Source organism: Providencia lanzhouensis, from assembly GCF_050469745.1.
GTDB lineage: Bacteria > Pseudomonadota > Gammaproteobacteria > Enterobacterales > Enterobacteriaceae > Providencia > Providencia lanzhouensis.
This window is the reverse complement of sequence record NZ_CP174123.1, coordinates 1,157,563-1,172,188: the sequence shown is the minus strand read 5'-3', so window position 1 is coordinate 1,172,188 and position 14,626 is coordinate 1,157,563. Positions and strand designations below refer to the sequence as shown.

Sequence of the window (14,626 nt, the reverse complement as noted above, 5' to 3'; positions counted from 1 at the left end):
ACTGGCTGCATCGGTTACCTCAGACCGGACAGGTTGTCCCCCTGCCCTGTTATGTTTCTATACGTCTAGCAGTAAACGAGTTGGATCTTCCAACATATCTTTGATAGCCACTAAGAAGCCAACTGATTCACGACCATCGATTAAACGGTGGTCATAAGACAGCGCTAAATACATCATTGGAAGAATTTCTACCTTACCATTAACTGCCATTGGGCGGTCTTTGATGGCATGCATGCCTAAGATTGCGCTTTGTGGTGGGTTAATGATTGGAGTAGACATCAGAGAACCGAACACACCACCGTTAGTGATAGTGAAGTTACCGCCACTTAAATCTTCAACAGTTAATTTACCGTCGCGACCTTTGACAGCCAGCTCTTTAATATTTTTCTCGATATCAGCCATGCTCATTGCATCCACATCACGCAGAACTGGGGTTACCAGGCCACGCGGTGTTGATACCGCAATACTGATGTCGAAATAGTTATGGTAAACCACGTCCGAACCATCGATAGAAGCGTTCACTTCTGGATAGCGTTTCAGTGCTTCAACCGCCGCCTTAATGTAGAAAGACATAAAGCCTAAACGTACACCGTGACGTTTTTCAAATGCTTCACCGTACTGTGCACGCAGGTCTTTAATAGGCTGCATGTTGATTTCGTTGAAGGTTGTTAACATCGCCGTGCTGTTTTTCGCTTCCAACAGACGCTCTGCAATACGTTTACGCAGGCGAGTCATCGGAACACGTTTTTCACTACGGTGAGCTAATGGTGCTTGAGCTGCAGCTGGTGCTTGAGCCGCAGGTGCCGCAGCTGGTTTAGCTGCTAAATGTTTTTCAACATCTTCACGAGTCAGACGACCGCCAACACCAGTCCCTTTGATATCCGCAGGGTTCAGGTTGTGTTCAGCGACCAGACGACGAATCGCTGGGCTCAGCGCATCATTACTTTCTTCTTCTAAGCTCGCCGTTTGACGTGCTGCTGGTGCAGGTGCTGCTTCTTTAACTTCAGCAGGGATACCTGTGCTATCGCCTAAACGAATGCGACCTAGTAACTGTTTAGATAAAACAGTTGCGCCTTCTTCTTCAATAATGGCTTCCAGAACACCTGCTTCACTTGCAGGAACTTCAAGAACAACTTTGTCTGTTTCGATCTCAACCAGAACTTCGTCACGCTGAACACTGTCACCTGGTTTTTTATGCCATGTGGCAACCGCTGCATCAGCGACGGATTCAGGAAGATCGGGAACAAGAATTTCTACGCTACTCATTTTCTATCCTTTAATTATGCAATGTTCAAAGCGTCATTAACCAGGGCCGCTTGTTGTTCCTGGTGAACGGAGGTATAACCAACTGCTGGAGAAGAAGAAGCTGCTCGACCCGCATAGCGTAAAGTTGCGCCTGCTGGGATAGCTTCATGGAAATTGTGCTGGCTGCAATACCAAGCACCTTGGTTTAGTGGCTCTTCTTGGCACCAAACGAAATCTTTCACATGAGCGTACTGAGCGAATACTTTTTGGATATCTTCGCGTGGGAACGGATACAGCTGTTCAATACGCACGATAGCCACATCTTTTTGCTCTTTCTTACGACGTTGTTCTAATAAATCGTAATAAACTTTACCGGAACACATAACGACGCGTTTCACATCTTTCGGATTAATTTCGTCAATTTCACCGATAACTGGTTGGAATGAACCATTCGCCAGCTCATCCATGCTAGAAACTGCTAATGGATGACGTAACAGTGACTTAGGTGACATAACAATCAGAGGACGACGCATATCGCGCAGTGCTTGACGGCGTAACATGTGATAAACCTGGGCCGGTGTTGATGGCACACACACTTGCATGTTTTGATCTGCACACAGTTGCAGGTAACGCTCTAAACGTGCAGATGAGTGCTCTGGACCCTGACCTTCATAACCATGAGGCAGTAGCATAACCAGACCACACATACGACCCCATTTTTGCTCACCAGAGCTAATGAATTGGTCGATAACAACTTGCGCACAGTTAGCAAAGTCACCGAACTGAGCTTCCCAAATAGTCAGCGCGCGCGGTTCAGTTGTTGCATAGCCATACTCAAATGCCAATACTGCGTTTTCAGTCAGAACAGAGTCCCAAACGTTGAATACGCCTTGGCCGCTATGAACATTTTGCAGAGGTACGTAAACAGAGCCATTAGTTTGGTTGTGAACAACTGCATGACGGTGGAAGAACGTACCACGCCCCGCATCTTCACCAGATAAACGGATTGGAATACCTTCATCAACTAACGTACCGTAAGCCAGAGTTTCTGCCGCACCCCAATCAAGTAATTTTTCGCCTTTCGCCATTTCAGCGCGGTCAGAATAAATTTTCTCAACACGAGATTGCGCAACGATACCTTCAGGGATCGTGCTCAGCTTAGTCGCTAACTCAGTTAAACGTTTAATATCGTAGTTAGATTTGTATTGCTCATTCCACTCATGATTTAAGTACGGTTCCCAAGTGTAAGAATGCAGCCCCATTTCACGATATTCTTCAACAACACAGTCACCACGATCTAACGCGTCACGATACAGGTTAACCATTTCAGTGACTTCATTCGCAGAAACCACGCCAGCTTCGATTAAACGATCTGCGTAGATTTTACGTGGGGTTGGGTGCTGTTTAATTTTTTGGTACATGATTGGCTGAGTTGCACTTGGCTCATCAGCTTCGTTATGTCCATGACGGCGGTAGCACACTAAGTCGATCATCACATCGCGCTTAAAGGTGTTACGGAAATCTAAGGCTAAGCGAGTCACGAATGCAACCGCTTCAGGGTCATCAGCATTAACGTGGAAAATAGGCGCCTGCACCATTTTCACGATATCAGTACAGTATTCTGTTGAACGCGTGTCTTTCGGGTTTGAGGTTGTGAAACCAACTTGGTTGTTGATAACGATACGCATGGTACCGCCAACTTCATAACCACGAGCCTGAGACATGTTCAGGGTTTCTTGTACAACACCTTGACCAGTTACTGCTGAGTCACCGTGAATGGTGATTGGCAGAACCATATTACTACGACCTTCGTCCAGACGGTCACGGCGAGCACGTACAGAACCGATAACCACTGGGCTTACGATTTCTAAGTGTGATGGGTTAAATGCCAGTGCTAAGTGAACACGGGAACCCGCCGTTTCGAAATCAGAAGAGAAACCTTGGTGATATTTAACGTCACCTGCGCTTGAATGGTCTTTATGCTTACCAGCAAATTCATCAAATAATTCGGCTGGTTTTTTACCCAGAATGTTGATCAGGACGTTTAGGCGGCCACGGTGCGCCATACCAAGCACCACTTCACGAGTGTCTTGTTTGCCTGCATGATGGATAAGATCCTTCAGCATTGGGATCAGTGCATCGCCACCTTCTAAAGAGAAACGTTTTGCACCTGGGAATTTTGCACCAAGGTAACGCTCAAGACCTTCTGCTGCTGTTAATTCAGCTAAGAAGCGACGTTTTTCTTCTTTAGAAAATTGCTGCGCAACATTCACAGACTCTAAACGTTGTTGGATCCAACGTTTTTCTTCTGTGTTAGTAATGTGCATATATTCCGCACCAATGGAACCGCAATAGATGCGTTTCAGGTGGTCATATAGTTCGCTGAGTTTCATGGTTTCTTTGCCAATTGCAAATGAACCCACGTTGAAAGTTTCGTCGAAATCTTCTTTGGTTAGGTTATGGAATGTAGGGTCCAGATCTGGAACGGCTTCGCGTTTCCAAAGTCCTAACGGGTCGAGATTTGCATTTTGATGTCCGCGGAAGCGGAAGGCATTGATGAGCTGCAAAACTTTAACTTGTTTTGCATCGATCGTTGGATCGCTAACAGAGGTGTGGTAACGGGTAGAATCTTTTGCTAAGCGACGGAAGTAGTCTCGTGCTTGCGAATGTAATTGCTCACCGCTATTACCCGCTCCAGGTAGTTGCTGGAAGATTTCTCTCCATTCGACATCTACGGAATTAGGGTCAGTCAGATAATCTTCATAGAGCTGTTCTATATAAGACTGGTTCGCGCCTGCCAGAAAGCTTGAATCCAGCCAGTCCTTCATTACGCCGTTCTGCATTGTGATCCCTTAAGCTTTATAAGCTTTAGTTTTCGCCGTGGTTAACTAATCGCCGCATTTAAGCGACCTCGATAAAGGTTCTCTTGGACGTGCTTTTTGCATGTTCTCACTTTGGGAGTCCCTCTTATCAATTAAGGGTTTCCCTTTTAAGGAACCTTTAAAAACTGTCTACGGTTTTTAAAGGTTCCTTGCTTTCGCAAGTGTCTTCATCTTGTTTTGCAGTTGGCTTTTTACTTTCACTTTTTGACTTTTTACTTTACGTTTCAGTGATTCAATTTAAGACTTATACTTACTTTACGCTTATTTTTTACTTTAAGTACGTATTTTGTGCTATCCAAATTTAGCCTACGGCACCTAAGCGCCGCAGGCTGTATCGATTTAGGCGCTATGTTTCAATAACATAGACTTAATGTGACCGATAGCTTTCGTTGGATTTAGTCCTTTAGGGCATACATTGACACAATTCATGATGCTATGACAGCGGAAAACACTAAAAGCGTCGTTCAGATCATCTAATCGTGAATCTGTTTCAGTATCGCGACTGTCAATTAAGAATCTATAGGCAGCGAGCAGACCTGCAGGACCGATAAATTTGTCCGGATTCCACCAGAAAGATGGGCATGAAGTTGAACAGCATGCACACAGAATACACTCGTAAAGACCATCAAGTTTTTCACGTTGTTCTGGTAGCTGTAAGTTTTCGCGCGCCGGCGGATTCTTATTATCATTAAGAAGATACGGACGAATTTTTTCGTATTGAGTATAAAATTGCGTCATGTCGATGATCAGGTCACGAATCACTGGCAGACCGGGCAATGGACGGATCACAATTTTTTTACCACTACGGGTTAAAGCAGACAATGGCGTAATACAAGCCAGTCCGTTTTTACCGTTCATGTTCAGACCATCAGAACCACATACACCTTCACGGCAAGAACGACGGAATGAGAGTGTTGGATCTTGTTCTTTTAACTGAATTAACGCATCCAGCAGCATCATGTCACGCCCTTCTTTCACTTCAAGGGTGTAATCTTGCATACGTGGCGCATTGTCTACATCAGGATTGTAGCGATAAATCGAAAATTCTAGTTTCATAGTTTATTTCTCCGCAACTGGATTAACACCACGCATTAATAAGTACGAATCTTCGGTGGGAAGGCTTCACGCAACTTAGGTTGCATGTTCACTTCACGACGAGTCATCGTTTCAGATTGCGGTAGATATAATGAGTGACATAACCAATTTGCATCATCACGATCTGGGAAGTCAAAGCGACTGTGAGCACCACGGCTCTCTGTACGGAAGTTTGCAGCTTGTGCAGTTGCATAAGCAGTTTCCATCAGGTTATCCAGCTCTAAACATTCGATACGTTGGGTATTGAACTCAGTTGAAGTGTCATCCAGACGCGCATTTTTCAGACGTTCACGGATTTCTTTCAGTTCTTCTAAGCCCTTCGCCATTGCATCCCCTTCACGGAATACGGAGAAGTTGTTCTGCATACAAGATTGCAGCGCTTTACGGATATCAGTTGGATCTTCACCCGTACGCGCATTTTCCCAACGATTGAAACGAGCCATTGCTGCATCGATGTCTGATTCAGACGCATCACGCATTGAACCTTGTTCCATGATGGATTCATTTAAGTGTAAGCCAGCAGAACGACCAAAAACTACGAGGTCAAGTAGGGAGTTACCACCTAAACGGTTAGCGCCGTGTACAGATACACAAGCAATCTCACCCACAGCAAACAGACCCGGAATCACTTCGTCTTCGCCTTTTTCGTTATAGCGAATTGCTTGACCCGTCACTTTAGTTGGAATACCACCCATCATATAGTGACAAGTTGGGATAACTGGGATTGGCTCTTTAACTGGGTCAACGTGAGCAAAAGTACGAGATAATTCAAGGATACCCGGTAAGCGAGATTCCAGAACATCTTTTCCTAAGTGGTCCAGTTTCAGTTTCGCGTGTGGACCCCATGGACCATCACAACCACGGCCCTCACGAATTTCAATCATGATTGAACGTGCAACAACATCACGACCAGCAAGGTCTTTCGCGTTTGGTGCATAACGTTCCATGAAACGCTCGCCATCTTTATTCAGCAGGTAACCACCTTCACCACGACAGCCTTCTGTGACCAGAACACCTGCGCCAGCGATACCCGTTGGGTGGAACTGCCACATTTCCATATCTTGTAATGGAACGCCAGCACGTACGGCCATACCAACACCGTCACCCGTATTGATGTGTGCGTTAGTGGTGGATTGGTAAATACGACCTGCACCGCCAGTTGCTAAGATGGTTGCTTTCGCTTTGAAGTAAACCAGCTCGCCCGTTTCCATACAGATTGCAGTACAACCTACGATATCGCCATCTTGGTTTTTCACTAAATCCAGTGCATACCATTCAGAGAAAATCGTAGTGTGGTTTTTTAAGTTTTGCTGATACAAAGTATGTAACAGTGCGTGACCAGTACGGTCAGCTGCCGCAGCAGTACGTGCCGCTTGCTCGCCACCGAAATTCTTAGACTGACCACCGAATGGACGTTGATAAATACGTCCATCATCAAGGCGAGAGAAAGGCAATCCCATATGTTCTAATTCAAGGATAGCTTCCGGTCCTGTTTTACACATGTATTCGATAGCGTCTTGGTCACCGATATAGTCGGAACCTTTAACGGTGTCGTACATGTGCCATTCCCAGTTGTCAGGGTGTGTGTTACCAAGTGCAACAGTGATACCACCTTGCGCTGACACAGTATGAGAACGAGTTGGAAAAACTTTAGATAACAAAGCACAAGATAGGCCTTGTTGAGAAATTTGTAGTGCTGCGCGCATACCTGCACCGCCCGCACCGATAACGATAGCGTCAAACTCTCTGATTGGCAGATTCATTTTATGCACCCCACACAACAATTGTTCCGTAAATTAAGTAAGCCAGTAAACCAACCACGATGGCCAGTTGCAGCACTAAGCGAATCGCCAGCGGCTTAACATAGTCAGTCAGTACTTGCCACATACCAATCCAGGCATGCACAAGAATTGAGAACAATGTGAGGATGGTGAATACTTTGGTCACAGAGGAGGCAAAGAAGCCACGCCATACTTCATAGGTAATATCATTAATTGCTACGAAGCCAACAATGTAGAGTACGTAGAGGACGATAACGATCGCCGAACCACGGATTAGCAGCCAGTCCTGGATACCAGTACGGCCTAAAGCTGATGCATTACTTACCATACTAAGATCCCCGCCAGAATTGCCAGAATTACAGTAATTACGAATGTAATTTTTGCGGATGAGTTGCCCGCAGCAAGGGTTTCATCAACACAACCGAAATCCATCAGCATATGACGAATACCACCACAAATGTGGTACGCCAGCGCTGTTAAGATCCCCCAAAGAATGAACTTGGCAAAAAAGCCAGTCATTATTTCAGACGCGTATTGAAAACCTTCTGGAGAGGAGAGAGAAGTCCCTAGCAACCAAAGCAGAATACCAACTGCGATGAGAGTAATGACGCCAGAGACACGGTGCAAGATCGACGATATTGCAGTAATCGGAAAGTGAATCGTCTGCAAATCAAGGTTGACAGGTCTTTGTTTTTTCACAATTTTGCCCACACAGCTCTTTATTATTTTCCATCCTCCGGACCTGGGGTGGAAATCAGACAGCGACAGGGGTACAAAATGCAACTTAACACAAACTTTAATCCATCATGTTTGAATAAAGTTGCATACTGATCACGCTGGGAACTCCTACTCAGGGTAATCCGGAGACCTGGCGCCAGTATAAAGTCTTCACATTGCTATTACAATTCCCACACAAAAGGTTTGGAGACATTTAGCCCGAACAGTGAGAAGGATCACGATTTAAACATTTTATATAAATGTGCTTATCTTATTTGACAATGATTCAACATTTATCTTACATATATGCCTGACAGATTTATCTGAATACGTTACGGATGACCCAGAGTCGTGTAGTAATGTGAATGAGTATGCAAGTATAAACAAAAGTTATGAAAGTTGTTTCCCTTACCACAAATAATGATATTGTAGAGAAAACAACAAAAAAAGAACATAACGCCCTATACACTCGCAAACAACCTAACCACATTGTTATCGGTATTGATATTGGTTGCCGGATTTCAAGGTTTTATGTGATATCCCGCTGATTTTCTCAACACACCGATAGAACAATGCTCAAAGACGCAGTATAACGCTGAGTTCTGGGTTGTTGAGTGTGGATTATCAAGCGCTAAGGAGACCGTAAATGGCTGATAACAAAGCTAAGATAATGACTGGAAGTAAAGGTGATTTCGAACTAGACATCCTAAGCCCGACCATTGGCCAAGATGTTATCGATGTACGAGCTTTAGGTTCTAAAGGGTTCTTCACATACGACCCCGGTTTTACTTCTACCGCATCCTGTGAGTCAAAAATTACCTATATCGATGGTGATAAAGGCGTTCTACTCCACCGTGGTTTCCCAATTGATCAACTCGCCACTCAAGCCTCATACCTTGAAGTCTGTTATATCCTGTTATACGGCGAAGCTCCAACCCAAGAACAGTACAATACATTTAAAAACACGGTGACTCGCCACACCATGATCCATGAGCAAATCACTCGGATGCTTAATGGTTTCCGTCGTGACTCTCACCCAATGGCTGTTCTGTGTGGGGTAACAGGTGCTCTAGCAGCGTTCTACCACGATGCATTAGACGTTAATAACCCTCGTCACCGTGAAATCACCGCTTACCGTCTGCTGTCCAAAATGCCGACCGTTGCAGCGATGTGTTATAAATACTCTATCGGCCAACCTTTTGTTTATCCTCGTAATGATTTATCTTACGCGGGTAACTTCTTGCACATGATGTTCTCTACACCATGTGAAGAATATGTGGTTAACCCAGTACTTGAGCGCGCAATGGACCGTATTTTGATCCTACACGCTGACCACGAACAAAACGCATCAACCTCGACAGTCCGTACCGCAGGTTCTTCCGGCGCTAACCCATTTGCATGTATTGCAGCAGGTATCGCGTCTCTGTGGGGGCCTGCTCATGGCGGCGCTAACGAAGCCTGCTTACGTATGCTTGAAGAGATTCAAACCGTTGAGCACATCCCAGCATTTATCGAACGTGCAAAAGATAAAAATGACTCTTTCCGCTTAATGGGCTTCGGTCACCGTGTTTATAAAAACCATGACCCACGCGCTACCGTTATGCGTGAAACTTGCCATGAAGTACTGAACGAGCTGGGTCTAAATGACAGTCTGCTTGAAGTGGCCATGGAATTAGAACGTATCGCACTGAACGACCCGTACTTCATTGAGAAGAAACTGTACCCTAACGTTGACTTCTACTCAGGTATCATCCTGAAAGCAATGGGGATTCCATCTTCAATGTTTACTGTTATCTTCGCGATTGCACGTACCATTGGTTGGATTGCACATTGGAACGAAATGCACGATGAAGGTCTGAAAATTGCGCGTCCTCGCCAACTGTATACTGGCTACGACAGACGTGAATTCAGTTCTGAGTTAGACAAAAAATAATTTAACTCACTCATCACTAAAGCCTCGAAGATTCGGGGCTTTTAAATGTCTAATATTCTATATTTATTCTATTTTTTTAGTCTTGATTCACCGCTGTATTCCCGCGGTGTCATCCCGCTCATTTTGCGAAAAAAACTAATAAATGCGCTGTCACTGGCTAAACCTAACTCTTGAGTAATAAATCCATAGCTTTTCTCCTGTGCTAATAACTCTATCCCTTTGATAAACCGCCATTGTTGTCGCCACGCCTGATAACTCATTCCTGTCTCTTTTAGAAAAACTCGAGTAATCGTTTTCTCACTGGCACCAACCGTTTGAGCTAATTGATTTAGAGGCGGAGGAAGTCGCTCTAGGTCAAGGGACTTAAAACGCCGGTCTTGAGGTAAAGAAAGTAGAGTAGGTTCCTTTGTTGCACATTGTAATTCATCAATAAAAACAGGAAGTAACCTTGCTAGTCTCCCTTCTCGCCAGTCACTCTCAAAAGGCGCCACCGCGATGCGTTCCAACAGTTCTCGAAGCAAAGGAGAGATACTTAAAATAGACACCTGATCAGAGATTTGCTCTGCATATTCTTGGCTTAGGTAAACAGACCGATACCCTACCGAAGCTCGCATTTGTGCTCGATGCTGTGTAAATGGTGGGATCCACGCGACTCTCCCTGGCGGTAGTAACGAAATTTCATTCTGTAAGCTAATGCGAATGCAGCCTTGTTGTGTAAATAATAACTGCCCCATTTCATGGGTATGCGCTCCTGAATCATGTTGCCCCATTTGGGCTGCAATCCCCAATACGGGGGTATCATACCAGTGAGTTTGAAACTCATCCGTCTGTAATAACCACGCCATAAATGTCTCTTTTTTGATATTTATTGTCTTTATTATTGTAATAAGACAAATAAAAAGCCACTAAACTTTGCGCCATTCCACACACATTGAAAATAAATAGGTAAATCAATATGGAGCGCGTACTTTCATTATCTTTAGCAATAGCGCTGATGATGTTTCCGCAAATTGTCGAAACCCTATATAGCCCTGCGTTAACAGATATTGCGGCTGCATTTCAGGTGAATGCCGAGCAAGCCTCTCAAACACTTTCGCTGTATTTCTTTTCTTTCGCTTTTGGTGTCGTATTTTGGGGCAGAATGTGTGATGTGATTGGTCGTCGTCCCACTATTTTGCTTGGGTTATTTCTGTATGGAATTGCCTCTGTAAGCACACTTTTTGTCTCACATTTCTATGGGTTACTGTTACTGCGTATGTTATCTGCGTTTGGCGCTGCGGTAGGTTCTATTGGCACACAAACCATGATGCGTGACAGTTTTCAAGGTCATACGTTAGCCAAAGTTTTCTCTGTGATGGGTATCGCCTTAGCGATAAGCCCCGCGCTTGGGATGATTTTCGGTGCCAGCTTAGTTTGGCTAGGTAGTTACCGAGCCGTTTTTATGGGTTTGGCTCTTTTAGCCGCCATACTTTTGTTATGGTCATGTTATAAGCTTCCTGAGACCAAACCACAGAACGTGATCAAAACCCCATTTTTAACCACGTTTTTACACATGTTAGGGGATAAACGAATTTTCCAAAATGTGATGTTGATTGCATTTTTCAACATTAATTTATTCAGTTACTATCAGCTTGGACCTTTCATTTTTGAGCAATTAGCGTTCAACCAACAACAATTTGGTCTAACTGGAATTCTGTTAGCGTTTGGTGTTGGTCTCGGTTCGCTGATCAATCGCACATTATTGACGAAAAAGTGGTCACCCGAAAAGCTCGTTAAACTGGCAAGTGGCGTTTCTTTAATCAGCGGCGGCTTAGTTTATCTATTACAAGGTCATATTGGGTTTGTGCTACCAATAATGGGCATTGTGGTGGGATATGGGATCGCAATCCCGAATATTTTGGCGCACGCTCTGGATCATTATCAAGACAGAAAAGGCACCGCCGGCGCAATTTTAGGTTTGTTTTACTATTTAGGATTAGCTCTCGGATTAATGGCCGCCGGCGAGGTTCAAAACCTAGGTTTAGTGCTTATCACTTCAAGCTTAATTCTGGTTTTAGTGGCTTTAAAATACCGGACTTAAATCAAACTTAAATTTGATATTTAACGGAAAAAAATCAAATTATCTTTATTACATAGCTATTTTCTAAATAGTTCGCGTTGTAGCTAGGCGGCAAATGAGCTAATCCCTAGGAGCATACAAAAGTATGTGACTAGGGTTAGTGAGTGAAGCCAACAACGCTACAGCGCGAAATATGACGAAAAAAATTAGGCGGGGTTATCGATATCGATGAAGGTAGCATTTACCTCATGATTATCATTCAACCACTCCGTCAACGCCTTAATCCCATAACGCTCTGTTGCGTGGTGCCCTGCGCTGTAGAAATGGATCCCCATTTCTCTTGCGATATGAATAGTTTGTTCTGACACTTCCCCAGTCACAAAGGCATCTACACCAAACTCCGCCGCTTGCATAATAAAGCCCTGACCACCGCCAGTACACCATGCAATTTGACGAATTTCTTCTTTGGCGTTGTCGCCACAATGCAATACTTTGCGCCCTAAGCGTGTTTCTAAACGTTGGGTTAATTCCGCTGGGGTAATGGGTTGGTCGAAAAAGCCAAATGGCATCAGTGGCTCAATGTTGCCATTGACTTGCACGCCCATAATATGAGCCAGTTGCACATTGTTGCCTAATACTGGGTGAGCATCTAATGGTAGGTGATAACCGTACAGGTTAATGTCATTCGCCAGTAACGTTTTTAGGCGATTTCTTTTCATGCCTTTGATAATGGCCGGTTCGTTTTTCCAAAAGTAGCCATGATGCACAATCACAGCATCGGCATTGAGTCTGACCGCTTCATCCAATAATGCTTGGCAAGCCGTCACGCCTGTCACGATTTTTTTAACGTGGGGACGACCCTCTACTTGTAATCCATTTGGAGCATAGTCTTGGATTTCACTGACTTTCAGCTCGTCGTTAATCAGTTCTTCTAACTTAAAATTATGCATAATCGTGTCCTTTACCTACTGAATTCCTACATATTCGTATTCAATTAGCATAAACGTAAATGACATTTTTTTCTGCTGTATTTATTGGCAAACTCACACAAGCTGAAGAATTCAGTTAAATTTGAAAGAGAGAGAATTAAACAAAAGGCTCCTCACTGAGAGCCTTTTTTAGTTTACAGAATTGCGACTATTTTTAGTCTTTCTTAGATTTATTCGCAAAGAAAATATCAGATTGAATATCTTCAGTTCGAATAGTGAAAAGTTGGTTAGTTAAATCCTCAGTTAACTTCTCGGCGCTTGCCATCACATCCAAATTAAATTTGTTAAGCATTTTATTGGCGGCGGCTTTATCTGTTTTCGCCATTTTTAAATAATTCACTTCCATGGCTTTTTGCTCTAACGCCGTTTTCGCTTCCCACTCTTGATAGGCTTTTTTAACAATAGGCGCCAATTTAGGGTAGTCCGTCATCACTAATGTTTGTAACTTACGGTATTTCCAATAAATAGAATCGCTGTCTGCCTTGTCTGTCCCAATACCATAATGTTTTGGATAAGCTTCTAACCCACTATAGAAAGGAACAAACGCGGTCAAATCAGCCATTCCTAGACCAACATATGTCACTTCACCAATTTCTTGCGGTAGCTCCGGACGTACTTGCATCACATGAGCCTCGTAGGTTCTAAACACACTGATTGGTCGCCATGGCTCTTTTCCATTTAAGCCGTTGGTATACGGATCATGCTCCGTGCCTTCAAAGTGATTACGTAGCATGGCTTTCGCTTCTTCGACAGACACTTTTTTCTCTGGAGTTAAGAAAGGCGCAAAATTTCGACCATCTGTAATATCTTGTTTTAACGACGGATTAAACTGCTGCTGAATGATCCAAACTCGTGGGTCGTTATAATCACGATCACGCTCATCATCACGCGTATAGGCTTTAGAGAAATTGAATGCGCCATCTTTAGCAGGGTTGTATAAACCCTTTTCTACTGCAAATTCAACGAGTTTTTTAGAACCAAGCATATCGGGATTATTCACCTCAAATGCTTGTAAACGCCCCTGATTACCCGTTGCAAAATATTTATCTTTTGCAATTTTTTGAGCCATCCATTGATGCCCCGTCCCTGTTTCTAAATACCACAGTTCATTTTTATCGACGACAGCAACACCAAAACCTTCACCAGCACCTTGGGTTTCAATAATATCACCTAAAAGCTCCACCGCTTCACGGGCTGTTTTTGCACGAGAAAGAAGTACATCTGGAATATCATCTTCGGTAATTCCCGTTTCTTCAACATAGGGATCAAACGCTAATGCTTTAGGAGAAGCAAATATAGATTCGGTACCACTAACTCCTACACCTAATTCATTAAATCCAGTTGCACCATGTAATTGTGTTTTCCAATTTGGCACAGTTGTATATCGTAATGAATTTTTTGGTAATGGGTAGGTAAAATTATTAGCACCATTATGTTCTTTTGTACTGTATATTCCGGATTGATTTTTCTTTGCTGGATGTATTACAAAATGCTGAGCCTTTAATGCACTGCTGTCAGCGCTTCTCGCGATAATTAGCGAGCCATCATTCGTGGCTTCACTGCCTGCAAGTAGCGTGGTACAGGCCAACCCCGATGATATTAATGCGATATTAATTGACAATGCGATAACACATTTTTTAAATAGAATCATGATATTCCTCATTTGCTATTTATAATTAAATATCTTTTGGATTTTAATAAAATAAAATCTAATTTTATTGGGAATGGATATTAGCAATGAGACAAAGACAATTACCGTGATTCACTTCTCAGTGTCAAATAAGTTAATTTATTTAAATTTCAAATTAAATAACATGGCTTTAATTTAAATAACATTGAAGTATAGGAATTAATTATTATGATTTTTATATAAAAAAATCCCCACAATTAAATTATTGTAGGGATATCTTTTTAGTGAATTGAAT

Annotated in this window: 11 protein-coding genes; 2 read left to right on the top strand and 9 right to left on the bottom strand. The window is 43.3% G+C overall.

Annotation, left to right across the window (positions count from 1 at the left end; genetic code table 11):
• Positions 1 to 57 precede the first annotated feature (57 nt).
• The 6 genes from odhB to sdhC all read right to left on the bottom strand — a co-directional run bounded on the left by odhB (position 58) and on the right by sdhC (position 7,714).
• Entirely contained in the window at positions 58 to 1,266 is a 1,209-nt protein-coding gene (gene odhB / locus ACIH2S_RS05335) for a 2-oxoglutarate dehydrogenase complex dihydrolipoyllysine-residue succinyltransferase (protein WP_036947796.1), read from the bottom strand.
• A gap of 14 nt (positions 1,267 to 1,280) precedes the next feature.
• Entirely contained in the window at positions 1,281 to 4,088 is a 2,808-nt protein-coding gene (gene sucA, locus ACIH2S_RS05330; RefSeq protein WP_108479382.1) for a 2-oxoglutarate dehydrogenase E1 component, read from the bottom strand.
• 378 nt (positions 4,089 to 4,466) lie between these two features.
• Entirely contained in the window at positions 4,467 to 5,183 is a 717-nt protein-coding gene (locus ACIH2S_RS05325) for a succinate dehydrogenase iron-sulfur subunit (protein WP_036947808.1), read from the bottom strand.
• 35 nt (positions 5,184 to 5,218) lie between these two features.
• Entirely contained in the window at positions 5,219 to 6,985 is a 1,767-nt protein-coding gene (gene sdhA / locus ACIH2S_RS05320) for a succinate dehydrogenase flavoprotein subunit (protein WP_430248217.1), read from the bottom strand.
• A 1-nt stretch (position 6,986) separates the two neighbouring features.
• On the bottom strand, positions 6,987 to 7,331 hold the full coding sequence (gene sdhD / locus ACIH2S_RS05315) for a succinate dehydrogenase membrane anchor subunit (protein WP_036947812.1): 345 nt from the start codon (positions 7,329 to 7,331) through the stop codon (positions 6,987 to 6,989).
• Positions 7,325 to 7,714: a succinate dehydrogenase cytochrome b556 subunit gene (sdhC, locus tag ACIH2S_RS05310; protein WP_004909059.1), complete on the bottom strand. Its 390-nt coding sequence runs from the start codon at positions 7,712 to 7,714 to the stop codon at positions 7,325 to 7,327. The genes sdhD and sdhC overlap by 7 nt, the downstream gene beginning before the upstream one ends.
• 652 nt (positions 7,715 to 8,366) lie before the next feature.
• Between sdhC and ACIH2S_RS05305 the strand changes: the two genes are divergently transcribed.
• A complete protein-coding gene (locus tag ACIH2S_RS05305) occupies positions 8,367 to 9,653 on the top strand; it encodes a citrate synthase (RefSeq protein ID WP_036947815.1) in 1,287 nt (428 codons plus the stop codon).
• A gap of 68 nt (positions 9,654 to 9,721) precedes the next feature.
• Here the strand turns inward: ACIH2S_RS05305 and ACIH2S_RS05300 are convergent, their stop codons facing one another.
• Positions 9,722 to 10,498 (bottom strand): AraC family transcriptional regulator, encoded by a 777-nt coding sequence (locus ACIH2S_RS05300; RefSeq protein WP_108479380.1) that lies wholly within the window; start codon positions 10,496 to 10,498, stop codon positions 9,722 to 9,724.
• A gap of 110 nt (positions 10,499 to 10,608) precedes the next feature.
• Between ACIH2S_RS05300 and ACIH2S_RS05295 the strand changes: the two genes are divergently transcribed.
• Positions 10,609 to 11,733 (top strand): multidrug effflux MFS transporter, encoded by a 1,125-nt coding sequence (locus ACIH2S_RS05295; protein WP_036947818.1) that lies wholly within the window; start codon positions 10,609 to 10,611, stop codon positions 11,731 to 11,733.
• A 185-nt stretch (positions 11,734 to 11,918) separates the two neighbouring features.
• Here the strand turns inward: ACIH2S_RS05295 and ACIH2S_RS05290 are convergent, their stop codons facing one another.
• Positions 11,919 to 12,662, bottom strand: a complete 744-nt coding sequence (locus ACIH2S_RS05290; protein WP_036947820.1) for a type 2 GTP cyclohydrolase I — start codon at positions 12,660 to 12,662, stop codon at positions 11,919 to 11,921.
• A gap of 193 nt (positions 12,663 to 12,855) precedes the next feature.
• On the bottom strand, positions 12,856 to 14,352 hold the full coding sequence (locus ACIH2S_RS05285; protein ID WP_154633954.1) for a C69 family dipeptidase: 1,497 nt from the start codon (positions 14,350 to 14,352) through the stop codon (positions 12,856 to 12,858).
• Positions 14,353 to 14,626 lie beyond the last annotated feature (274 nt).